Raw genomic sequence first — 22,335 nt, 5'->3', positions numbered from 1 at the left:
TCATCTAATGACTGTGCTTCCTTGTATAGCAGCCCATGCGGATATTTCGGCCGGAACGGACTTTGCCGACTGACGAGCACACCCGTTATAATGAACCTACTTTGCGCAGAGAGTAAACGAGAGAAGGTTATTATACTATGGATGCTAATCCCCCAATTCAATGCAGGACCGCACAATATTCCCATATCGTTACGGAAGGCACTCATTATGAGGTCGGCCGTGCCTTGGGCGCTCATTACAAGCATAATTCCGAGCTCATCTCATTCTTAACCTCGCCGTTCATGGGGGCTTCCCCGCTGCTGCCGTCTGCGGCAGATAGAGTTATGGAGAACTTCGAGAAGTATTGCCCCGGCATGAACGAAGAAATCAAAGGCTTCGCCGACGAGACAGGTATTGAACCCGGCAAGGTTGTGTTCTATTACTCCTACTTCCAGCCTTCCGGCCACTGCACGCAGGCTGTATACCGGACGGGCGGGCATACCTGTCATATGCGTAATTATGATTTTGGCTGGGAGGATGAGCCTTATAATCAGCTGCTGCTCAGTACAACACGGGTGAAGGGCAAACCTGCGCATACCGGCTTTGCGCTCCAGCTGTTCGGCCGTTATGACGGAATGAACGATGCAGGACTTACCGTAACAACTACATCGGGGAGAATCCGGCCGGAGATGACCGGGGAAGGCTTTATTTTTCCGGGAGTGGTCCGCGTCTTGCTCGATAACTGCTCCACTGCGGAAGAAGCGGCGCTGCTTATGCGTAGTATCCCCATCTCTGACTACCGCAATTTCCTGATCGCAGACGCCAAAGGCGATATCGTACTCGTTGAAACTGCCGGTACACAAAAAGAGGTCCAATATTATCCGGCAGCGGCTGGCGGGAAACGCAACCAGCTTGTCCTCTCAGCCAACCATTATACGCTTCCATCCATGCAGGTTCATAATCTGCAGGTAATGGGGAATTCGAGAACAAGGCATGAAGCGCTGCAGTCGGCACTTACGGACGAAGTTGCCCTCCAAAGCCCCGTGGCAGCCATGCAAGCTATCGCAGGAACAGAATACCCTAAGGGAGACTGCTGTCATCATTACAGTGAGGGCTTCGGAACGTTATGGTCGATGGTCTGTGATAACTCGGCCCGAGAGGCGCATATCTGCTTCGGTTCCCCGCAGCTGAACAGCTGGAGGAGCTTTGGGTTCAACGACCCCGCCGGAGTCCGCGAATATCACGCGGTTCTTCCTGACCGCCCTTCCGCAGCCGGGTTCTGGGATCGGCTGCCTTCTGCAGAATAGAGTGCACGAACGCAGTCTTCCCCTCACAATACGAATCAATATCATAACGATATTCTTGCGCGAGTCGCTGCTTAACCGCTTGATACTCCTCACGGGCAGACGGACGGTTGCGCAGATAATTGCGGAAAGCGATATGCTCAAGATATCCCTTCCCGTCCTTCGGACATACGTAAAGGTGGTATTTCATAAATCCGTCCTCCTTCACGCTCCGGAAGGCTTCCCTGCCCTCAATCCCCAAATTGCCCTGATGCTCATAACCGTACTGCTGTAATCTCCGGATGATCTCCGGCAGCCTCTCATAGCTCTCCATCACCAGATCGATATCGATAACGGGTTTGGCCGATAACCCCTCGATGGAGGTACTGCCCACATGCTCAGCCGCTATGATCAGATCTCCCGCGATCTCCAGCATCCGCGCTTCAATTCTGGCGTATTCTGCCTTCCAGGCCGGGTCGTAGGGAACCACTTCAACAACTTTTGTTTTCTCAGCGATGATCTTCCCCTCCTTGGTGAGAACAGTTTTTAGTAAATATATTATAGCGCACCTGTCAACGGGAGAGGATGCCTGCCTGCCAAGTATTCTATGTTTCGTTAAGTCTGCCGGGATAAAATGCAAACCGCTATCTCATACTATCCATCAGATATGGAGGTGAACAGTGTGCCCAAGAACAGTGCAGATCCGAAGCATGACCGTGCTGATAACCGTGCCGATAAAAAGAACAACCAGCAGAATCACTCCAGCATCACCGAAATCCCCCAGATGGTGAATCCGGATAAAGCCGAAGATTATGTGCCAAGCTTAAATGGCGTGACCAAGAACGAAAGCTGAATGTAAAAGGACCGGGCTTCGCCGATGGAAACATTTGGCGGAAGTCCGGTCTTTTTTTATGTTTCCGATGAAATTCCAGATCTCAAGCACAGCCGGGAATCAGAATTCATATATGAATTAGAGTGTGTGAATCTGAACGGGCAATGTAGTGATAAAGTTAATGTAGTGATAGAATAATACAATCATTCTAATAATCACGGGAAGAGTGGAAATATGCGAATAGGATTTTTTGACTCCGGAATAGGCGGGTTAACGGTGCTTCATCAGGCACTGAAATTTCTGCCGCAAGAAGATTACCTCTTTTACGCAGACACTGCACATGTTCCTTATGGAGAGAAAACAAAAGAAGAAGTTAGAAAGTACATTCTAAATGCTGTAGATTTCATTGCTAAACACAATATAAAAGCTTTGGTTATTGCTTGTAATACTGCCACCAGTATCGTGATTGAGGAGCTCCGAAGCCGGTATGACTTTCCTATCCTGGGCATCGAGCCGGCTGTGAAGCCAGCCATTGAACAATCAGAAGGAAAACAAAAAAAGGTTCTGGTGTTAGCCACAAGACTTACGCTGCAGGAGAAGAAGTATCATGATTTAGTTCACCGTATAGATCATGGGGAAATTGTAAACAGTTTACCTCTTCCCGGACTGGTGCAGTTCGCTGAAAGCTTTGAATTTGATGAAAAGAAAATCATCCCCTATTTACATCAAGAATTGTCCCGGTTCAATTTGCAGCAGTACGGCACAGTGGTACTCGGATGCACTCATTTTCCTTATTTCGAGAATAGTCTCAAGAAGGTTTTCCCTGAAGACGTCGATTTCATCTCAGGAAGTATTGGAACAGCCAGGCACCTGAAACGGATACTCGAACACAAAGGTCAGGTTAACCAAGGTACTGGTGATATCATTTTTTTCAAGTCTGGTGTGAAAGTTGAGAATACCTGCACATTAGGAAATTACCATCGACTGTTTAAACTTCTGGATGAACTGTGAATTTAATTATGTTCAGCTGCTGATGATTACCGGAGAAAAGGAAGTGTATGACTTGAGCCACTATGAAGCGATCATGGGGAGATTACGCCGTAGCCCCCTGAAGAATATAACGCTGCTCAAAATGATGACCGCCTATCACAATCAGATTGACAGTACGCTGATCGAACAGCGTGATCGCTGGGGGGTGTTATTGCTGATGCCTGCCGTGACCTTCCCCTACGATCACAGAACCTATCCGGAAGCCGACACCGTTGTGCTTATGGACTACAGCAGCCCGGAGGTCTTCCCCGCCCTGCTGAAGCTGCTGCCAAGGGACGCCAGGCTCATATTTAAACTGCAGGAGGATGCTTACCGCCAGGCGCTGGAACCATATTTCACGCTGCATAAAGTCCGCAGTCTCTATTCTTATTCTACGGCCGAAGGCCAAACCTTCATCGCAGACGGGGCATGCATCGTAAGTGAAGCAATAGATGAACGGCTACTGCCGTTATGGATGGCAAACGATTATTCACAAGGGGAAATTAGTCAATATTTTCAGGAGGGGGCTTTCTCTGTAGCATTGTTTGAGGGAGACGTGCCTCTCAGCACTTGTTTTGTATTCCGCAATGAGGAGTCTGTCTGGGAGATTGGAGCTGTACATACGGCTGTTGCCGCAAGAAAAAACGGATTGGCGCAGCGCGTAGTCCGTACAGCGTTATACCACACTCTGCAAAGAGGATATATTCCGAGGTATCAGGTACTTGAAGACAATCTCAGCTCCATCCGTCTGGCTGAATCGATTGGGCTTACCCCCGCAGTGAAGCTTGAGCACTGGATTAACTATTAACGGTTATCTCAGCATTCAAAATAATATATACTGTTAGAAACAGGTATCTGTCTTTGGAGCCTCTGCTCACAAACTATGAAGGAGTTAACCTATGAGTTATCAACCCCCACCCTTTGGAGATCAGGAATTTTATCAACAGTTTCCCCCGCCGCCCCGCCAAGAGCGGACGAACGGCAAAGCGATCGCAGCACTGGTGCTCGGCATTCTCTCCATCGTAGTTCCTTATATCGGACTTATCTTCGGGATTATTGCGATCGTTCTGGCTGCACTCGCCTTCAAGGAGATCCGTCTCCGCTTTGAGCAAGGGCGGGGGCTGGCGATTGCCGGGCTGGTCTGCGGGATTGTCGGCACCATCATTTATGCTGTACTAATCCTCTTGTTTGTTCTTGCACTCGTGCTTTTTGGTAATATTGACACCGACACGGTGAATTATTTCAATAATTTAAACAGCTTCTAAATGGTGAAAAATTAATAAAAGGAAGCAGACACCGGTTTCGATAACCAGTGCCAGCTTCCTTTTATTGTTGCGGCGGAGTACCCCTGCTCATGAGTATGTTGATGCTCTCCTGCTGACGGTATTCCGTTGGTGTAAGCTGAAATTTCTTACGGAACATTTGCGTGAAGTGGCGCATGTCCTGATAACCGACACGTTCAGCAATTTCAGCCAGCTTCAGCTTGGGATTGAGCAGCAGCAGCTTAGCCTGCTCCAGCCGCAGGGAGGTTACATATTCCTTATAGCCCTGCCCCGTCTTCTGCTTAAACAGCTGGCTGAAGTACGCCGGATTCAGGAACACCACCGAAGCCATTTTCTCCAGAGACAGATCCTCGTAGAAATGCTCCTTGATATAGTGCAGCGCAACATCTATGGCCTTCTCCCCGCTGCCTTTCAACGGCTCCAGTTCAAGCGCCTGGGAGGCCGAAGCCTCCCGCATCCGCTTCACAACCTGCGGCACGGTGTTGAAGTCGTAGCTGAGCCCGGAGTGGATGATCTGGAAAGGAATCTTCAGATAATGCGTCAAATGAGCCTTGACCTCTTCCTGGAAAAGCTCCACCCGGACATTCTCACCCGGCGTTATAAGGCCAAGCAGACTCTGCCGGTCATAGCTGACAACGAATCCCCGTCCATGCAGGTCGATCAGCTCAGACAGCACATTCTCGACGATGAAATGCTCCAGGCGGACGCTTTTGTCACCCGGGTCCAGCTGGACCATTACCAGATAGAAGTGGTTGTAATCTTCAATAAAAGGCTCAATATCCAGATTCCCGATATCCAGCCCCGAAGCCAGCCGCTGGAATACCCCCTCGCGGAGGAATCTCAGACTGGCCTTCAGCCGCTCGCCTTGCCGCGAAATATTATTATCCTGCTGGATTTCCGTCGTTAGGCTATCAATAAGCTCCGTCAGCTTTGTTTTGCCAATCGGCTTAAGCAGATAGTCTCTCGCACCCAGCCGGACTGCTTCCTGCGCATAGGAGAATTCGCTATGGGCAGAGATGACAATCCATTTCACATACGGATAGCGGCGCTTCGAGATCTTCATGAATTCGAGGCCGTTCATTCCCGGCATCAGAATATCAGTCAGCACAATGTGGATGCGCTGTTCTTCCATAATTTTAACCGCTTCTTCCGCCCGCGCGGCCACGAATACCTGATGCTCCGGGCTAATCTGCCCAATGGTGCGCTTGATGCCTTCACGGATGACCCGTTCATCATCGGCAATAAGAATATTCACGTAGTCTGATCTCCTTCCACTGAAATCGGCAGCACGATGGCAACCTGTGTCCCTTCTCCGGGGAAACTCTGAATCTGCAGACCGTAACACTCTCCGAACATGAACTGCAGCCGGCGGTGCAGATTTTGCAGGCCGATACCGCTTTTGCCGCTCTCCTTGGGGCCCGGACCCGGATTGTCCCCGTTCAGTGAGCCCTGGAGCGTTTCCAGTTGCTCCTCATTCATTCCGTTTCCGTTGTCTTCCACAATCAGTCTAAGAACGGAACCTTCTTCCCTGGTATATACCTTCAGAATACCCTGCCGGCCTAGTGATTCCAGACCGTGCTTGACGGCATTTTCAATTACTGGCTGGACCGTCATTTTGGGAACACGGATGTCCAGCCAGCGTTCATCGATCTCCGTAATAATCTGCAGCCGGCCTTCCAGCCGGATCGATATAATCTTCAGATAATGACCAATCTGCTCCAGCTCTTCGCGCAGGCTCACTTCCGCCCCATCCTCCCACTGGCTGCTGTAACGGAACATCGAGGACAGGGACAAGACCAGCTCACCCAGCTGCTCATTGCCTTCCTCATCCAGCATCCAGTAGATCATATCGAGGGTATTGTACAGGAAATGCGGATTGACCTGGGACTGCAGCGCATGCAGCTCAGCATTCTTCTCACTGACGGACGAGAGCTTCACGCGCTCAATCAGCTCCTCGATCCGCCGGACCATCCGGTTGAAGGAAGCCACTAGAATATTAATCTCCTGATAGGAGGAGACATTGACCATTCCGCGGAAGTTACCGACCTCTACCTGCCTCATCTCCCGGATCAGCTTCTTCAGCGGCGAGGAGATGGTCTGAGATACGATCGAGGCAATCAGCGTTGAGACAATAACCAGTGCCGAGATGACGATCAGCAAATAACGCTTCATCTCAATCAGCTCTACATTCAAATCCTTGTCCGGGGTAATACTCATCACCCACCAGCCGGAGAAAGACAGCTTGGAGGCTACGACCAGCCGGTCGCTTTGCTGCTCAACCATCACATTCTGCGAAGTCGGCAGCATAGGCAGATTGGAGACGTCCGGCGTCGGATCTGTAGCAGAAGTGACAAAACGTCCATCCGGAGACATCAGATACACCTGGCTGTGCTCACCGAGCTTCAGGTTCTCAAGGGCATCCAGAACCGGCTGCGGATTCGTCTCATACAGCACAATCCCGATCGGCTTATGCTCATTCAGATCATAAATCTGCCGGCCGAAGGCGAACACCGGGCTGTCTTCCACCTGATCGATCAGGGAATGCTGGTACACCCCGAGCCAGACCATTTTACCTGACGAGGCCTGCAACTGGTGATACCAGTCTTCATCGGCGTAATCCGGATCGACCACGTTCATATAATTCCCGTAATTATAAATCTTCCCTCTGTCTGTAATCACATGAATGCCCACCAGGTCATCCCGTGAGTAAAAAATCGAGCCGATGATATTCGTCACGGTCTGCTCATTAATATAAGCCACCGCCGGCCCATCGGTTTTCTCATTAATCAGACGAATCATCTCGAAGTTATTGCTGAGCGATTTGGACAATGCATCATAGCCCTTGTAGAGGAGTGTGAACAACCCTGCGGTCTGGGCGACGTTTTTTTGCGACAAATCACTGATCTTCTCATGCAACTGGTCCGTAGTCCGGTTATAGTACAGCAAGCTGACAATAAGCAGAATACTGGACATGCAAAAAAGAAACAGCAAGAACAACCGATGATGGATGGAATGAAAGCCGCTTTTCATAGGACTCTCTCCTTTCAACACCCTGTCCTGCCGTTTCCTATTATAAATCTAACCTAATTTTATATGCAACGCGTGAATTAATAATTCTGCAGATCAGCCTTTGACAGCCCCTGCCACCATGCCTTTAGTAATCTGGTTGGACAGGAAGAAGTAGATCAGGATAACCGGCAGCGCGCCCATAACGAGGAATGCACCGATGTTGCCGTAGTTGACCGAATACTGGCTGACGAAGGTGTAGACCCCGAATGGCAGGGTTTTGAGCTTCTCGGACGAGATGAACGTTGCCGCCAGGATGTACTCGTTCCAGATGTTGATGAAGGTCAGGATACATACCGTCATTACCGGTGGCACTGACACCGGAAGAATAATGCTGCGGAAGATCCGGTACACACTCGCTCCGTCGATGAACGCCGACTCTTCAATCTCATGCGGGATAGCTCTCATAAATCCGCTTAGGATAAAGACGGCGATTGGCGTGGAGAATGCGACATAAGGCAGAATCAGCGACCAATGAGTATTTAGGATATGCATGTTTTTGAAAATAATCATCAGAGGCAGCAGGGTGGCCTGCATCGGAATCATCATCCCCATCAGGAAGATGGTCATCACGAGATTACCGTATTTCCAGCGGAACCGTGAGATTGCATAAGCAGCCATTGAGGCCAGCAGGATGACACAGATCATCGTAAACGCAGTAACAAATACGCTGTTGGACAAGTATTTCAAGTAGCTGCCCGAGGTATAAGCCTCGTAGTAGTTATGCCATTGAAATTTTTTCGGGAAGGAAAAGAAGCTGCCGTCCAAAATTTCTTCATTGGTCTTCAAGGAGTAAAGAAGCAGCCATAACAGCGGGTATAGCTGGGTGACCACAGGGATGGCAAAAAGAAGATACACGATTCCTTTTTTTAATTTACGCATGATTCGCGCACTCCTTTCCTAGTTGTATTTTTTCTCAAGTTTATTGAAGATGGTATTGATCACTCCGGTAAAGATGAGACAGACAACAACCAGGAACGTTGCGATCGCACTGCCGTATCCATACTTGAAGGACATGAAGGAACTGTTATACATATGGGTTGAGATGACATCCGTCGCATGCGCCGGACCGCCGCCTGTCATGACCATGACCAGATCGAAGGCCTGCAGGGAGCCGATAAACGCCAGGATAATCGATATTTTGAAGATCGGAACAATCAGCGGAAGGGTAATATAACGATCCGCTTTGAAACCGTCTGCTCCGTCAATTTTGGCCGCTTCATATAGCTCATCAGGAATATTCTGCACGCCGGTATACTGGATCAGCAGATGGTAGCCGAAGAACTGCCAGAGGGATACCAGATAAAGGGAATACATGGCGATGTTCGGCTCGGTGAGCCAGTTGTGAGTCCAGCTGTCAAGACCCAGTGACACCAGCACGCCGTTCAGCATGCCTCCCATGGAAGTAGGGTTGTAGATGGTCTTCCAGAGTTGTCCAATGATAACAACCGACAGGATAACCGGTGTGAAGTAGATCGACACCAGTGTGTTGGCTTTTTTGAGATAACGGTTAAGCAGGATAGCCATTCCTAAGCAAAGTGGAATTTCCAGCATGGAAGCTACTGCATACAGCAGGGTTCTTCGTACGGAAGGCCAGAACACAGGATCATTGAAGAACATATCTTTGAAATTGCCTAAACCAATAAACTCCGCAGTAGTAAGACCGTCCCACTTCAATAAGCCCGTATATAATGATACCAGTATGGGAACAAACACAAGGCACACGTACAAGAGCAGACATGGCAGTATGAAGACGGCTATTGTGCGTGCTGGCACCTTAAGTACTTTCATCTTTCCCGCCTCCTAAACAAGCAGATTCTTTGTCTATTTACGATATTCACGATATTCACGATATTTACATTAAAAATCTTCATGATAAACTCGATGCGAAGAAGCCTGGATCAGCTTGCTTCGCATCGAGAAGGACAGCTTTACGGTTGCCTATAGCGTATGGCTTATTGCCTATTTGTTGGCTTCAAATGCAGCCTGGTGCTCTTTCGCCACTGCAGCGGAATCCATTTTCTGTACGAACAGGTTCTGAATGCTGCTGAGGTGAACTTGAGCTGTTGCAGGGTTCATCGTGTTATCGAACGCCAGGTCGCCGCCTTTAACTTGGTTGAACAGGCCGGCAATGTTAACAGCCAGATCAGAGTAACCGGCAGCTTTGAGGTCGCCGTCTACCTTTTGACCGATACCTACAGCATTTTTCAGTTCAAACTGTTTCTTAGGATATTCGGAAGCGAAGTAGTTCAGGAAGTCTTTGGTTTCTTGCAGGTGTTCGCTGTTTGCAGATACGGCAAATGCGCTGCCTGGTGCAAGCATGAATTCGTTAGGATCGCCCTTGCCGTTCACTGTAGGGAATTGGAAAGCTCCAACTTTACCGGCTACAGGGGATGCGTCAATTGCGCCTGTTTCCCAAGATCCGATCGACCACATGGCTGCTTTACCTGTTTTGAAGATGTTACCGCCGGCATTGGCATCAATGGAGGTAGCTCCATCCGGGAATGCACCAGCTTGAACCAGTTGCTGGAATGCTTCTACAGCTTCTACGAATGCAGGATCTTCGAAGGTTTTCTTGCCGTCAAGCACATCCTGCAGGAATCCAGGGCCGCCGTTGGTGCGGAGCAGGATGTTCATGAACAGGAACGAGCCGGTCCAGGAATCTTTTTCACCGATAGCCAGTGGGGTAATTCCCTTATCTTTCAGGATTTTGACATCCTGGAGCAATTCTTCAAAGGTTGTCGGAGGAGCAGCAATTCCTGCCTGTGCGAACAGGTCTTTGTTGTAGTACACGACTTCGATGTTGTTTCCGTCAGGCAGCGCATACACATTGTTGTCGAAGCTGTAGTAGTCGAGCAGGCCTTCCTGATAAGTGTCCTTCAGGCCGTTCTGTTCGAGCATATCATTCAGCGGTGCGAATAATCCTGCATCTACGAAAGGCTTCATTTGTGCAGCCGGGTTAACGATGGTGATGTCCGGCACTTCTTTGGAAGCAGCCTGTGTCTTGAGCTTCACCTTCTGCTGGTCTGTGTTTAGCGTATCCAGTTCAATTGTTACATTCGGATGGTCTTTCTGATACTGCTCACTCAGCTCGTTGATCATTTTGTAAGCTGGTGTTGCAGGGTCAGGATAGATGTTCTGGAAGGTAATTGTTACTTTCTTATCGCTTGGTGCAGTTGTTGCTGCGGCATTTCCGCTATCTGTTGTGTTCGGTGCGGCGTTGTTCTTGGCGCCGTCGTTTGCGTTATTGTTCGAGTTGCCGCATGCTGCAAGGCTTAACGCCATAACTGCGGTGATAGCGATGGTAGCGGATTGCTTCATTTTTCTGTTGACCATTAATTGATGCCCCCTGTGTTCGTGATATGTTTATTATCAACCGGTGAAGCGTTTCCAACAAGGTAGGAACTACAGAATAAAGGTTTGTTTTTTCTAGGTATGCCCCACTTAAGCACCCTAATCGTCTAACCTTTTCTCTAACATCTGCTCATCGTCGGAATTGGCGAATGATCCGCGTATTCATTCCAAATTAAGTTCGAGCTTGTCGGCCTTGCTCATGGAGCCAGCGTCCATCATGAAATGCAATGGCTGGTGAAGGCCGGGTTCACACAGAGTCGATATCCCCGTCAAACATTTAAGATATTGACCGCCCTCGACATGCTAAGCGAATGATGAGGGCGGTTATTTCCCGTCCGAATACCCGGTCTCCATGTTTTCTTGAGTTCAGCAATGCTACATTATTAGTGCTTTTGGAATATTAAGGGTTATAATCGTGGCAAGTTTTAGTATAATGGGTTACAAGCGGGAGACAATTCATATTTTCTTAGGAGGTGGTTGTATGAGTGAAAGCGATATTAGTGATATTACCCCGATTATAAAATCAAAAATTAAAGGGAGATGCTTTTATGAGTTACAACCCCGAAATTCCAAGAAGCCGATATGATAACTATGGTGACCGTGAATGGACACGACTTGAAAAAGATGGGCATGGCGAACTTTTATATCAGGTGCATCTTGATATTTTGAAGCGTCACATTAAACTAACCAATAAGGTTTTAGAAATTGGTGCGGGTTCAGGAAGATATACAAAGGATATTGTTCAAATGTGTGCTGAATTGACTGTTACAGATATATCTAGTCATCAAATGGAGTTCAATAAGTCCAAAATGCTCGAGCTATCACTGATTGACAGAATAAAGGCATACCATGTACTAGATGTTCTGGATATGAGTGTTTTTGAAGATTCTTCTTTCGATTGCGTTGTCTGTATAGGTGGTGTAATCAATTATCTTTTGGACAAAGAGAAAGATGGAATACAAGAAATTCTAAGAGTATTAAAACCGGATGGTGTACTGATCGTTGGGTCCATGAGTTTCATTGGAGCTTCGCTTTATTATCTTGAAGGTATCAGGTATGAAAAATTCGGGCTTGAAGCTACAAGATGGATTTTTGATACAGGTATTCAAGACGAAGAACATTATCCCGTTGAAAGCAAGCATTACATCCATATGATGAGGAGCACCGAAATGGATGCTTTATTTGCTCAGTTTCCTGTAAGAATTCAAGAGAGAAGCTCCGCTGGTTTATTTACGCAAGCAGGAGATTCTGCTTTAGAAAAGGCTCGCAACGACAAAGATTTTTGGAAGCTAATTGTCGAACAAGAACTTGCGTTTACCAAATTACCGGGCACTCTTGATTGTGGAATGAATCTCATCTATGTGGTGCAAAAGTTATAAATTTCGCCACTAATTGTTCAACAGAAGCAGCCGATCACGTTAGGATCGGCTGCTTCTTGTTGTATAAATGAGTTACCAATCAGCCCCCCCTTTGCTTTGGGCTACAAGAAAACCAGTTTACCTCCGCTATTTGATTATTACTATATCAATTATGCTGGCGGCTGCTTCCACTGTTTAATCACGCTAAGCAATCCCGGAACATCCAGCCCGTCGAGCGAAAAAGCTTTGCGCAGCAAATCATGCGGGATGAATTCATCGTATTTGCCGAGGTAAGGTGCCTCATCCGGTCCGAGCAGGGAAATAGCATCCGTAGCTGCGGCGGTTTCGGCAATAATCTCTTCCTCCAGCGTCTCTGCATCCGCCTTGCCGGCGACAACCATATAATAAGGTTCCATCGGTACGACGGACCGCAGACCAAGCGGTCCCTTCAGATTGTTCTTCAGCAGGCGCTCCAGCGTACGGAACTGCCGGCTGCCCGCCCATGGGAGGATGAACATGGAGTCGCCTCCGGCAGGCAGGACAGAACGCGTCAGCAATCCGCTCTCTTTGGCCAGCCTTCGGGCCCGCTCCAATCTGGCGGCCGCGCTTGGCGCAAGATACGGATACAAGGCTGTCGATCCCAGCACTTCGCGGATCTTCGTCATAATCCGGGTGTGGACATCTCCTCCGGCTCCAAGCCATAAGGTGTCTACCTTGCCCCGCGATCCTTTGACATAGACCGCCTTGTGGCGGTTATCTACCTCTTCCACCTTCCACAGCTTGCCGGCCAGGGTGAAGCAGTAGCCCGGAGGTGGCACTGTAGTAATTGAACCGATTTCCTCGGTGCCATTATAGACGACATGCTCTTCATCGTCTTTGAATACCGCATAGAAACGGAAGTTGTTGACGATCTTCTCCCCCGCCATGCCGATCAGCAGACTCCCCTCATCCATCTTCTCAATGTGGCCCATGCCCTGCATGTATTCCATGAAGGCGTCATAATCAGCGGGATCAATACTGCGGAAGGACGGGAGGCTCAGCACCGCCTCTTTCAGATCCTCCGGCTCCGCCTCCCCCATGCTCTTCAGGATGCTCATCGTCTGATGATAGAGCAGCCCGACCGGCAGCTGGCGCACGACCAGCGGCTCGACCCATTTCTCGCGCACGTACAGCTCGATAACGGCAATGGCCCGCAGCAGCGTCCACGGCATCCGCGCAGGCAGCTGCGCTTCCTCGTCCTCCTCCTCGGGCGTGACGAAGATCATCTCGGAGGCGGCGTCCCCGCGCCTGCCCGAGCGGCCCAGCCGCTGCACGAAGCTCGCGCAGCTGTAAGGCGCGCCGAGCTGCAGCACCCGCTCCAGCTCGCCCAGGTCAATCCCCAGCTCCAGCGTCAGCGTCGCTGCAGCCACAGCCGGCCCCGCACCCTGGCGGAGCGCGGCCTCCGTCTCCTCGCGCAGCATCGCGGAGATGCTTCCATGATGCACATGGAAGACATCCCGCTCGCCGCGCTTAGCGGCAATGCGCCGCATCTCCAGAATCGCCTCCTCGGCGTCCGTGCGGCTGTTCGTGAAGATCAAGGCCTTCTTCACATGTGTATGGTCGTAGATGAAGCCGTAATAAGCCTGTCGCGCCCGCTCCAGGTGTTCGGCTTCTTCCTCATTCCGCGCATCCGGGAAAGAAAAGTGCTCGACGCTCAGGCGCAGCCTGCGCCCGCCCTGCGGTGCACTGACCTCCACGCTCTCCCGCGTGCCCGCCGCCAGCCACTCCGTGACGGAGGCGTAGTCGCTCAGCGTTGCGGACAGACCCACCCGCCGCGGATGACAGCCAGCCATCCGCGAGATCCGGGCCAGCTGGCTCAATACCTGAATGCCGCGGTCTGCCCCCATGAAGGCATGCACTTCATCGATTACGATGAAGCGCAGATCATGGAATAGCGCCGGGATGGCATTCGGACGGTTCATCAGCAGACCCTCCAGCGATTCCGGTGTAATCTGCAGCACCCCGGAAGGGTTCTGCATCAGCTTCGTCTTATCCGCCTGCGGCACATCGCCATGCCAGTGCCAGACCGGAATATTCCCTTCGCGCAGCAGATCATTTAACCGTGTGAACTGATCGTTGATCAGCGCCTTCAGCGGAGCGATATACAGAATACCTACCGATGCGGACGGACGCTCATACAGCTCCGTAAGCGCGGGGAAAAAAGCCGCCTCTGTCTTGCCCGAAGCGGTCCCGGAAGCGATAAGCAGATGATGCGGTGTGTCAAACAGCACCCGGCACGCATCTACCTGGGCCTCACGCAGCGTATCCCAGCGGTTCTTGTAGATGAATTCTTTAATGAACGGAGCGAGCCGGTAGAACGGGTTATCACTCATAGGTCAAACTCCGCCAGGAATCCGTCCAGTTCATTCTGCCCGGTCTCGGCAGGCCGCGGAGTCCGCTCCCCGACCAGCTTCTCGAACGACATTTCCGGATGCTGGTTCAGCGTATGCAGCAGATCCATGAAGTCTCGCACGACCTCACGCGCGGTAAGCAGCTCATCTGCACCCAGCCGGTTCACAGCCTCTTCCATGAAATGCACCAGCTGCTCCTGCGTCAGTCTGGCTTCATACCCGTAGTGCAGCGCGTGAATGTCCCGCAGCTTCTGCAGCAGAATCAGAATCTCCTCATGGGAGAGCATGTCCAGGGCAATGATCGGACCGGTGAAGTTGTTCAGTCCGGCACCCGCATACCGCCCGGCTACCAGCCTGGAACGGAGTGCCTCATAGCTGAATAAGCCGCGCCGGTGGTCTTCTACGAACTGCGGTGTGCCGCCAACGAAGATCCCAAGCCGTTCTGCCTTGCCCTGCATCGTATCGTTGAACATAGTCAGCAGCTTCTCATAATTGCTCTGGCGGGAAATGCTGTTGGTTATCTTGTAGAGGTTGACTCCCTCATCTATAAACAGCAGTAACCCCTTATAGCCGATGGCCCCGGTGAATTCCGCCCATAGCTTCATATAATCATACCAGTTGTCGTCATCGATAATCACGCCCACGCCCAGCGCCTTGCGCGCTTCTGTGCGGGTTGCGAACTCGCCGCGGAGCCAGCGCAGCGAATCCTGCTTCAGTGCGTCATCGGCCAGCTTATGCCCGTTCCAGTAAGAGGCCAGCACCTTCGCGAAGTCGAAGCCATGCACAAGCCCGCGCATCTCGGAGGCAACCGCATAGATCCGCCGCTCCACTTCTTCACCAAGCTCCAGCGCATCCGGCCCGTATCCCTTCTCCTGCATGACGGACTGCTGCAGAGACATAATCCACTTCTGCAGCATAATCTCCAGTGCCCCGCCATCGGGGCGCGTCCGGGTCGACAGATGGCTCATCAGCTCGCGGTAGGTGGCAAGCCCCTGCCCCTTCGTACCCACGAGCCGCCGCTCCGGCGACAAGTCCGCATCCGCGACCACGAAGTCCCGGTCCATCGCGTAATTGCGGATAATCTGCAGCAGGAAGCTTTTGCCGCTGCCGAATTTGCCCGTAATCAGCTTGAAGGCGGCTCCGCCCTCGGCTATATTATCCATATCGTGAAGAATGGCTTCAACCTCCGGCCGGCGGCCGACGGCAATATATTCAAGACCGATACGCGGCACAACTCCCGCTGTCAGCGAGTTGACGAGCGCGGTAGTCATCCGCTTTGGTATTTTGAGTGGGTTCATTCCTGATTTCACCTCTTTATATAGTGCAGCATGGATATACACTCTTCGGTCAGCTCTTCACCGTCGATGACGAGATCCCCCAGACTATCCATAGCAAGTTCATTAATCTCATCGAACAGCAGCTCTGCCATGGTTCCGCCGCCCGCTGCCAGCCGTTTCACCTTCGCCAGGCCTTCATCCTCCGCCAGCGCAAGCAACGTTTCCCGCTGCAGCAGACTCAGTTCAGAAGCGAAGGACGTCCAGCTGTCCGCTTCGCCATCAATATTTGGCAGCGGAGAATCTGCTTGTCCTTGCACAGCAGGTTCTTCAACAATAATGTCCAGCTTCTCTTCGTCACTTACTCTAACCGCTGGCTCTCCTTCACCCGCTGTCTCCTCTGACCTGGAACCAGCCGCAACTGCGACACTTCCCGGTTCAGCTTCGTCCAATGTCTCAATGCCCCAATCCGTTCCATCATCCTTCTCCAGCGCTTCCTCCACCGTGAGCAGCGAACGCACCACCTCGGAGTCATTCTTCAGCTGTTCCAGCTTCCGCTGATCAATCACAACTGCCGGACCCTTCTCCTCCTGCTCCGCCTTGCGGAATTCACGCTGCAGGAACTTGGTCACCAAGTCCTCCATGTCAGCATCAACTTTGACATCCTTGAGCCGTCCGCGATAACCCATAAGCGCCCGCAGCTTGTTCTCGGTCAGCCGGAATAAGCGTGTAATCAGGCTGCGCAGCGGAGGCGATTTGCTGATTCGTACGACAGGTACAAGAACAGAGTAGCCATAGAGTGAGATATCATATACTGCGCTGCGGAACAAATACCGCTCACGGACAACAGGAGGACCGGGCGGGAACATCGTGATCAGATTCGAGCCGTGCTTCCGCGCGACATACGTATCAATTAGAGCCACTACTTGGGGGATGTACTTTTCTGCAGCAGCTTTTCCTTCACCAGTATAGAATTTCGATTTGCTGATATCATAATCCGACATCACACTCAGTACCTCGATGCTAAGCTGCTCCGGGGCAGCAGACAGGCAGCGGACAAGCTCAAGCTCGGCCAGATCCCCTGCAAGCCCGCGTGTACGGATGACAATCTCCGAGAGCGGGATATCCAGCTTATGCACGAATGAGAAATCCGCAATCCATCCGCCAAGGTATTGATCCAGACGTTTATACTTGTCACGGTAGGCTTCCCAGAGCAAGCCGAGCTGACGGCAGCCATCCTGCGGCTCGTCCCAGCCCACACCGTTAATCAGCTCATATATATGCAGAAAAATATAGGAGAGGTCGGTCTTCGGGTATCTTCCTTGCCGGACTTCATCCCGCCAGAAGAAATACCACCGGCTCTGCGCACCTGTCATATGGCCGTAAGTCGGCCAATAGCTCTTGAACGGGACAAATAAAGCCGCAGGCTCCTTATGATCCGCAAGCTCCCGGGCCCGCTGGACAAACTGGCTCTCCGTAGTGGTTACCGGCTCCTGCGTCTCTTCCATATCCCATAACTGGAGCTGTACTGTATTATATTGAGACGTTTTTTTCTTGCCCGGACCTTCCGGAGGCTTCGGTATAACCGCTTCTGCAGAGCTGCGCGGCGGAACTTCCATATTCTGCTCCGTGCTCTCCCAGACCAGCTCCGTGAAATGCAGGCCCTGCCTGTCTTTAGCCATACTTACCCGCTCCATTTGTGTGCCATAATAATTTTTACCAGTATACCATATGCCTTATGACGGTGATGCAGCGCACTCCGTCAAATGGCAAGCCGGACTGAAAAACCGCTATTTGAACAAATTAAGCAAATTTGACGATGAAGCGGACTCAGAATCCCTTAATTGAACGGCCACCCCCCATTTAAGGATCGAATGAACAATATAAGCGCTTCTCAGTCCGCTTGGGCAGTTTTACGTGGTTTTTTGATGAAATAAGCGCTTCTCAGTCCGCATGCGAGGTAAAGATTTATAACTCCCTGAATTTCCCAAGCATTAGGCAGAAACTGCTTCTCTGCGTTCTAAGGGATGGTAACCGCCGTTTCGGCAGGCGTAAACATATCCATGCTGGCGTATATTTCAAAAAAGACCTTGAGAGACTGGCTGCTCAAGATCCTAGATTAGAGTGTCTGTCACCGCACTGCCGGACAATGAGAACGTTCGTTTGTGTCTTCCTTAAGAATATACTATATTCACCCTATGGGCTGCAATAGTGGAGGATTCCCTATACCCGCATAGCGGGTGGTTTTTTGTATCGCGCGTTTCACGAACTTAACTGGCTATAACCATAACAAAGGCCAGCCGGAAGCTCCGGCTGGCCTGATTGGAGTATAACTCCTGATGATTTTTCAAGTTAAACTTAGAGTAGCTCTGTACCCTTCGTTTCCTTCCCCAGGAACAGCACGGCCATTGCACCAATGATAATCGTCACGAAGAACAGCATGAAGATCGTGCTGATCGCGACCGAATTCCCCACCATCACCCCGACCAGTGTAGGTGCAATAATACCCCCGATCCGTCCGAAAGAGGTTGCAAGTCCTGCACCTGTTGAACGGATGGTAGTCGGATATAGCTCCGGTGTATATGCATACATCCCGCCCCATGCCCCCAGGTTGAAGAAGGAGAGGCAGATCCCGGCTGCCATTAGCATACCTTCGGTTGTGGAATTCCCGAACCAGGCCGCGCTGACCGCTGTCAGCAGCAGATAGATCACGAGCACGAACTTCCGGCCGAATTTCTCGATGAAATAAGCGGCGGTGAAATATCCCGGAAGCTGGGCGAGCGTCATGATCAGCACATACTCGAAGCTTTTGACCAGACTGAAGCCCTTAAGCACCATAACTGTCGGCAGCCACAAGAACATGCCATAGTAGGAGAATACAACCGTAAACCACAGAATCCACAGCATAATCGTTGAACGGCGGTATTCCGCTGACCAGACTGCCTTAATCCGGTTCCGCAGAGATACCGGAGCCTTCTTGATCTCGGCGAATTTCGGCGAGTCATCAATCGCCTTACGCAGGTAGAGCGCATAGAGCGCCGGGACTGCACCAATCGCGAAGGCAATCCGCCAGCCGTAATCCGGAATCACGAAATAAGCGATCAGCGCTGAAAGAATCCAGCCCACCGCCCAGAAGCTCTCCAGCAGCACGACGGCCCGTCCTCTTTCTTTGACCGGCATGCTCTCCGACACCAGCGTGGAAGCAACCGGCAGCTCACCGCCCAGCCCGAAGCCGGCAATGAAGCGCAGCACACACAGCATTACGTACCCTGCGGCGAATGCCGACAGGCCGCTTGCTATGGAGAAGATCAGCAGCGTCCACAGCAATACGGATTTGCGGCCGAACCGGTCCGCAAGAATCCCGGCCGCAGCCGCTCCCACCGCCATACCCACCGAGTTAATACTGGTTAAATATCCGATCTTCTCCGGTCCCAGCGCCCACTCCTTGGCCAGCGCAGCCACCACAAAAGAAATCATCCCCACATCCATCGCATCGAACATCCAGCTGAGTCCTGCACTGAAGAGCAGTTTTCTTTGCTTCGGATTCTGCAGCATCGACATTTGGTTCATCATAACAAGCACCCTCTTCCCTGATTCCCGCTAAGTCTCGGAGTGAGACTAGTGTCACTTACACATTCTAGAATCGGACGGTTCAAAAATCAAGGAATAACACCGCATTGAAATATTGCCGGGCCATCGCCTGAAAATAACAGGTCTGAACCGATATGGCAGCGATCAGGAGCATATTCTGTACGGCATCCCGCTGTGATCTGGTCAGATGGCTGAGCCGCTTCATCATTCCGTCCATCGCCGATTTGAGCGCACTGTCGGATTTCAGCAAATACTCTTTGGGGTTACCAGGCTGAGCTTGTCCCTGCACCATCGGGGAACGGGTCTTGATCTCTTCGAACAGCTCTGCATACCCGTGATACAACTGTGCCGGTTCAACCAGATCATCATCATCACGCTCAGGTGCGAGGAACAGCATCCGGAAGAGCTGGCGGATACTCTCGAAATCGAGCGCAGCCTTGAGATCATCAATTATAAATAGAAGCGCAGCCTGATTAATGGAATACTTCTTCCCTTCACGCGGCGCCCCGAGATATTCCTTGAAGTCACGCTTTACCCAGTTCTGCATAGCCGTAACAGATAATGTGGAATACTCAATCAGACTGCCGAGCGAGGCGATTTCACCAAGGGATAACCCTTTGATGCCGCTGCCTTTGATCAATTTCTGCAGGATCGGGGGAATATCCGTAGAGAGAAAAGCCGGCAATGACGTCCCCTCCCTCACCTCTTCACGGTGGAACTTGATCCAGGCTTCCTGCAGAATATGGAGCGGCTTCCGCTCCGAGTTTTGGCTTAGAGACAGTAGTAGTCCGGACATCTCTATCCGGCTAAGTGTAAATGCTTCCATAGATGGCAACCCTCCACCATTTGATATTTCACCCAAAAGTTCGTACAATAGGTTCATGTGAACTCATAATATGAGTATAACCTATTTTAGGGACGAAAGGGATGGTAAAGATTATATGGGTATAGGACTTAGTTTGACGCTCGTGGCAATTTTGATTATTTTAACCGCATTTTTTGTAGCAACGGAGTTTGCAGTAGTGAGATTAAGAGGAAGCCAGGTAAGCCAGATGGTACTCGACGGGAAGAAGAATGCGCTAGCAGTACAGCGGGTATCTGCTAACCTCGATGGATATCTGTCTGCTTGTCAGCTTGGAATCACCATTACTGCACTCGGGATCGGGGCGTTGGCAGAGCCTGCATTTGAGCAGCTGCTGATACCATTGTTTGACCTGACGAACCTGAGCCACAGCGTTAGTGAGCCTATTGCTTTTGCACTGGCCTTCATTATCGCCACATTCCTGCATGTCGTTGTCGGTGAACTTGCACCGAAGACGGCCGCTATAAACATTCCGGAGAAAATCGGTCAGATTACCGCACCGCTGATTATTTGGTTCTACAGAGTATTGTACCCTTTGATTTGGATCATGAACGGTTCCGCCAACCTGCTCGTCCGTATGTTCGGAATGAAGCCGGCCAGTGAACATGGCGATGCCCACAGTGAAGACGAGATCCGCCTGATCTTGTCCGAGAGCTATGAGAGCGGCAAAATCAACAAAGCGGAATACGGATATGTGAACCGGATCTTCACCTTTGATGAAATGCTGGCCAAAGAAATTATGGTTCCCCGGACGGATATGGTATGTCTATTCACCGACCACTCGCTGCAGGAGAATATCGCTATCATCCGCAAGGAGCAGTATACACGTTTCCCTGTGGCAGACGGCAGCAAAGACAATATCATCGGCATGATCAATACGAAGCAGCTGTACCTGCAATATGACAACAATCCTGACTTTGATTTCAAAAGCCTGATCCTGCCTCTGCTTACCGTATCGGAAGTCACGCCGGTGAAAACCCTGCTGACCCGTATGCAGAAGGAGCGCGTGCATATCGCCCTGCTGCTGGATGAATACGGAGGAACCTCCGGCCTAATTACGATCGAAGACATCCTTGAGGAGATCGTCGGTGAGATCCGCGATGAGTTCGACGGGGATGAACGCAGAAATGTGGAGAAGCTGAGCGAGACCCATTATCTGTTCGACGGCAACGTGTCTCTCCTGGAGATCAAGGATCTCACCAAGCTTGATTTCCACGACGACGAAGTCACTACCATCGGCGGATGGCTGTATAGTCATTTGGAAGAGCCGGTTGTCGGCAAAAGCCATGTGTATGAGCATGTCACTCTGACTGTGCGTGAGATGAACCGCCATCGTATTCGTAAGGTTGAGATTCAGATTGATCTTCCGGTCACCGAAGATTCCGCAGTACACAGCGACTAAAGCGGCTAGATACGCTGCAAATAATACAGAAAGGCGCTTCCCTAGGGAAGCGCCTTTCTTGCATAGTTTAGTGAATACTAATGTAATCACACCCATAATTAATAGCATTAACTATATAGAGGCGGGGTCAAATATTTTACTCATATAATATTCGTCTACCCATTCCCCGTCCACCAGCAGTGACTTTTTCTTCACGCCTTCAATCTCAAACCCATACCTCGTATACAGCGCTATAGCCCGCTTATTATGCTTCATTACCGTAAGCTCCAGACGTACAATACCGCTCCGCTTCGCCCACAAATCTATCTCATGGAATAATGCGCTGCCGATTCCCATACCCTGATATTGCTTCAGGATGCCAATGACAATATAGGCACTGTGTTTATTGCGGATGACGCTTCCTCCTCTGACCGACAGGTAGCCCGCCAGCTCACCGTCTGCTTCGGCTCCGATTAGGATAGAAGTATGTGCATTCCCGAAGCTTGCAATCATCTCTCCCACCTGCGGAATTCCGGTCTGCCTCTCTCCGGATGCAAGCAGCATGTACGAAGTTTCCTGATCCAGCCGGTGCTGCAGACTTAAGAGTGCGGCGGCGTCTTCAGGAATCAGTTCCCTCAGTGTAATGTCCATGT

At 50.8% G+C, this 22,335-nt stretch carries 19 protein-coding genes; 7 read left to right on the top strand and 12 right to left on the bottom strand.

Annotated elements, in window-relative coordinates; all coding sequences use genetic code 11:
• The first annotated feature begins 137 nt into the window (after positions 1-137).
• Positions 138-1,286, top strand: a complete 1,149-nt coding sequence (locus MKZ24_RS20365) for a C45 family autoproteolytic acyltransferase/hydolase (RefSeq protein WP_042236697.1) — start codon at positions 138-140, stop codon at positions 1,284-1,286.
• Here MKZ24_RS20365 and MKZ24_RS20360 read toward each other — a convergent pair.
• Complete coding sequence (locus MKZ24_RS20360) at positions 1,192-1,752, bottom strand: GrpB family protein (protein ID WP_231637669.1); 561 nt, start codon at positions 1,750-1,752, stop codon at positions 1,192-1,194. The two genes, MKZ24_RS20365 and MKZ24_RS20360, sit on opposite strands and share 95 nt — an antisense overlap.
• Before the next feature lie 192 nt (positions 1,753-1,944).
• Here MKZ24_RS20360 and MKZ24_RS20355 point away from each other — a divergent pair, with 192 nt between their 5' ends.
• The 4 genes from MKZ24_RS20355 to MKZ24_RS20340 all read left to right on the top strand — a co-directional run bounded on the left by MKZ24_RS20355 (position 1,945) and on the right by MKZ24_RS20340 (position 4,388).
• Positions 1,945-2,115 carry a hypothetical protein gene (locus MKZ24_RS20355; protein ID WP_179093454.1) on the top strand — a complete coding sequence of 57 codons (171 nt, stop codon included), beginning with the start codon at positions 1,945-1,947 and terminating at the stop codon, positions 2,113-2,115.
• Between the two features lie 213 nt (positions 2,116-2,328).
• The gene (gene murI, locus MKZ24_RS20350) at positions 2,329-3,105 is read left to right on the top strand and encodes a glutamate racemase (RefSeq protein WP_042236701.1); all 777 of its coding nucleotides are present in this window, start codon (positions 2,329-2,331) and stop codon (positions 3,103-3,105) included.
• Between the two features lie 52 nt (positions 3,106-3,157).
• On the top strand, positions 3,158-3,931 hold the full coding sequence (locus MKZ24_RS20345) for a GNAT family N-acetyltransferase (RefSeq protein WP_197072937.1): 774 nt from the start codon (positions 3,158-3,160) through the stop codon (positions 3,929-3,931).
• A 91-nt stretch (positions 3,932-4,022) separates the two neighbouring features.
• Positions 4,023-4,388, top strand: coding sequence for a DUF4190 domain-containing protein (locus tag MKZ24_RS20340; protein WP_042236705.1), 366 nt, complete (start codon positions 4,023-4,025; stop codon positions 4,386-4,388).
• Positions 4,389-4,449: 61 nt separating this feature from the next.
• Here the strand turns inward: MKZ24_RS20340 and MKZ24_RS20335 are convergent, their stop codons facing one another.
• The 5 genes from MKZ24_RS20335 to MKZ24_RS20315 form a co-directional block, all read right to left on the bottom strand.
• Complete coding sequence (locus MKZ24_RS20335) at positions 4,450-5,661, bottom strand: response regulator (RefSeq protein WP_042236707.1); 1,212 nt, start codon at positions 5,659-5,661, stop codon at positions 4,450-4,452.
• Positions 5,658-7,436, bottom strand: a complete 1,779-nt coding sequence (locus tag MKZ24_RS20330; RefSeq protein ID WP_042236709.1) for a cache domain-containing sensor histidine kinase — start codon at positions 7,434-7,436, stop codon at positions 5,658-5,660. Before MKZ24_RS20330 ends, MKZ24_RS20335 begins: the two co-directional genes overlap by 4 nt.
• 93 nt (positions 7,437-7,529) lie before the next feature.
• Complete coding sequence (locus MKZ24_RS20325; RefSeq protein WP_042236710.1) at positions 7,530-8,354, bottom strand: carbohydrate ABC transporter permease; 825 nt, start codon at positions 8,352-8,354, stop codon at positions 7,530-7,532.
• A gap of 18 nt (positions 8,355-8,372) precedes the next feature.
• The gene (locus MKZ24_RS20320; RefSeq protein ID WP_039301056.1) at positions 8,373-9,263 is read right to left on the bottom strand and encodes a carbohydrate ABC transporter permease; all 891 of its coding nucleotides are present in this window, start codon (positions 9,261-9,263) and stop codon (positions 8,373-8,375) included.
• Between the two features lie 171 nt (positions 9,264-9,434).
• Entirely contained in the window at positions 9,435-10,808 is a 1,374-nt protein-coding gene (locus tag MKZ24_RS20315; protein ID WP_042236712.1) for an extracellular solute-binding protein, read from the bottom strand.
• A gap of 566 nt (positions 10,809-11,374) precedes the next feature.
• Between MKZ24_RS20315 and MKZ24_RS20310 the strand changes: the two genes are divergently transcribed.
• The gene (locus MKZ24_RS20310; protein WP_340785845.1) at positions 11,375-12,205 is read left to right on the top strand and encodes a class I SAM-dependent methyltransferase; all 831 of its coding nucleotides are present in this window, start codon (positions 11,375-11,377) and stop codon (positions 12,203-12,205) included.
• Positions 12,206-12,354: 149 nt separating this feature from the next.
• On the opposite strand, the gene MKZ24_RS20305 is transcribed toward MKZ24_RS20310, so the two are convergent.
• From MKZ24_RS20305 to MKZ24_RS20285, 5 genes are all read right to left on the bottom strand, one after another.
• A complete protein-coding gene (locus MKZ24_RS20305; RefSeq protein WP_340785842.1) occupies positions 12,355-14,556 on the bottom strand; it encodes a DEAD/DEAH box helicase in 2,202 nt (733 codons plus the stop codon).
• Entirely contained in the window at positions 14,553-15,872 is a 1,320-nt protein-coding gene (locus tag MKZ24_RS20300; RefSeq protein WP_340785840.1) for an ATP-binding protein, read from the bottom strand. Before MKZ24_RS20300 ends, MKZ24_RS20305 begins: the two co-directional genes overlap by 4 nt.
• A gap of 8 nt (positions 15,873-15,880) precedes the next feature.
• Positions 15,881-17,530 (bottom strand): TerB N-terminal domain-containing protein, encoded by a 1,650-nt coding sequence (locus MKZ24_RS20295; protein WP_340785838.1) that lies wholly within the window; start codon positions 17,528-17,530, stop codon positions 15,881-15,883.
• A 676-nt stretch (positions 17,531-18,206) separates the two neighbouring features.
• Positions 18,207-19,418 (bottom strand): MFS transporter, encoded by a 1,212-nt coding sequence (locus MKZ24_RS20290; protein ID WP_042242629.1) that lies wholly within the window; start codon positions 19,416-19,418, stop codon positions 18,207-18,209.
• A gap of 82 nt (positions 19,419-19,500) precedes the next feature.
• Positions 19,501-20,265: a DUF1836 domain-containing protein gene (locus MKZ24_RS20285; protein ID WP_340785836.1), complete on the bottom strand. Its 765-nt coding sequence runs from the start codon at positions 20,263-20,265 to the stop codon at positions 19,501-19,503.
• 115 nt (positions 20,266-20,380) lie between these two features.
• Between MKZ24_RS20285 and MKZ24_RS20280 the strand changes: the two genes are divergently transcribed.
• Complete coding sequence (locus MKZ24_RS20280; protein ID WP_340785834.1) at positions 20,381-21,703, top strand: hemolysin family protein; 1,323 nt, start codon at positions 20,381-20,383, stop codon at positions 21,701-21,703.
• A 111-nt stretch (positions 21,704-21,814) separates the two neighbouring features.
• Here MKZ24_RS20280 and MKZ24_RS20275 read toward each other — a convergent pair whose 3' ends face one another.
• Positions 21,815-22,333, bottom strand: a complete 519-nt coding sequence (locus MKZ24_RS20275) for a GNAT family N-acetyltransferase (protein WP_340785832.1) — start codon at positions 22,331-22,333, stop codon at positions 21,815-21,817.
• Between the last annotated feature and the right edge of the window lie 2 nt (positions 22,334-22,335).

The organism is Paenibacillus sp. FSL R7-0297 (assembly GCF_038009025.1).
Taxonomy (GTDB): domain Bacteria; phylum Bacillota; class Bacilli; order Paenibacillales; family Paenibacillaceae; genus Paenibacillus_AQ.
The sequence above is the reverse complement of the archived record's forward strand: the minus strand, read 5'-3'. Positions and strand labels throughout refer to the sequence as shown.

Bases quoted from the DNA above. Each gene is read 5' to 3' on its own strand.
- MKZ24_RS20310 (WP_340785845.1), top strand. From the start codon at position 11,375: ATGAGTTACAACCCCGAAATTCCAAGAAGCCGATATGATAACTATGGT.
- murI (WP_042236701.1), top strand. From the start codon at position 2,329: ATGCGAATAGGATTTTTTGACTCCGGAATAGGCGGGTTAACGGTGCTT.
- MKZ24_RS20320 (WP_039301056.1), bottom strand. From the start codon at position 9,263: ATGAAAGTACTTAAGGTGCCAGCACGCACAATAGCCGTCTTCATACTG.
- MKZ24_RS20295 (WP_340785838.1), bottom strand. From the start codon at position 17,530: ATGGCTAAAGACAGGCAGGGCCTGCATTTCACGGAGCTGGTCTGGGAG.
- MKZ24_RS20325 (WP_042236710.1), bottom strand. From the start codon at position 8,354: ATGCGTAAATTAAAAAAAGGAATCGTGTATCTTCTTTTTGCCATCCCT.
- MKZ24_RS20280 (WP_340785834.1), top strand. From the start codon at position 20,381: ATGGGTATAGGACTTAGTTTGACGCTCGTGGCAATTTTGATTATTTTA.
- MKZ24_RS20300 (WP_340785840.1), bottom strand. From the start codon at position 15,872: ATGAACCCACTCAAAATACCAAAGCGGATGACTACCGCGCTCGTCAAC.
- MKZ24_RS20330 (WP_042236709.1), bottom strand. From the start codon at position 7,436: ATGAAAAGCGGCTTTCATTCCATCCATCATCGGTTGTTCTTGCTGTTT.
- MKZ24_RS20305 (WP_340785842.1), bottom strand. From the start codon at position 14,556: ATGAGTGATAACCCGTTCTACCGGCTCGCTCCGTTCATTAAAGAATTC.
- MKZ24_RS20315 (WP_042236712.1), bottom strand. From the start codon at position 10,808: ATGGTCAACAGAAAAATGAAGCAATCCGCTACCATCGCTATCACCGCA.
- MKZ24_RS20285 (WP_340785836.1), bottom strand. From the start codon at position 20,265: ATGGAAGCATTTACACTTAGCCGGATAGAGATGTCCGGACTACTACTG.
- MKZ24_RS20275 (WP_340785832.1), bottom strand. From the start codon at position 22,333: ATGGACATTACACTGAGGGAACTGATTCCTGAAGACGCCGCCGCACTC.
- MKZ24_RS20290 (WP_042242629.1), bottom strand. From the start codon at position 19,418: ATGAACCAAATGTCGATGCTGCAGAATCCGAAGCAAAGAAAACTGCTC.
- MKZ24_RS20340 (WP_042236705.1), top strand. From the start codon at position 4,023: ATGAGTTATCAACCCCCACCCTTTGGAGATCAGGAATTTTATCAACAG.
- MKZ24_RS20365 (WP_042236697.1), top strand. From the start codon at position 138: ATGGATGCTAATCCCCCAATTCAATGCAGGACCGCACAATATTCCCAT.